The organism is Acinetobacter sp. NigerLNRRAM0016 (genome assembly GCF_054112845.1).
In genome coordinates this window covers 1-317 of the sequence record NZ_JBSYVT010000137.1, presented here as the reverse complement: position 1 = coordinate 317, position 317 = coordinate 1, and the positions used below count along the sequence as shown (strand labels likewise).

Sequence of the window (317 nt, the reverse complement as noted above, 5' to 3'; positions counted from 1 at the left end):
GCTAAATACAGCTCATAATCATGTTGTTCAACCTTACCGCAATATTCAGTACCTCTGTCTGTCAGGATACGCAGCATTGGTAGATCCTGTGACTGATAAAATGGCAGTACGCGATCATTTAATAGATCTGCTGCTGTAATCGGTGTCTTTGTAGTGTAAAGCTTACAATGTACGACTTTGCTGTAGGTATCGATGAACGTTTGTTGATAGATTCGACCAACGCCTTTGAGATTGCCAACGTAAAATGTATCTTGTGCTCCAAGATATCCTGGATGGTGTGTTTCTATTTCGCCACAAGCAACATCATCTTCATGTTT

The 317-nt window shown here is 40.7% G+C and carries 1 pseudogene; it reads right to left on the bottom strand.

Going from position 1 to position 317, the window contains the following annotated elements:
* A pseudogene (locus tag ACWQ4X_RS19875) lies at positions 1-317 on the bottom strand (IS481 family transposase); the annotation flags it as partial.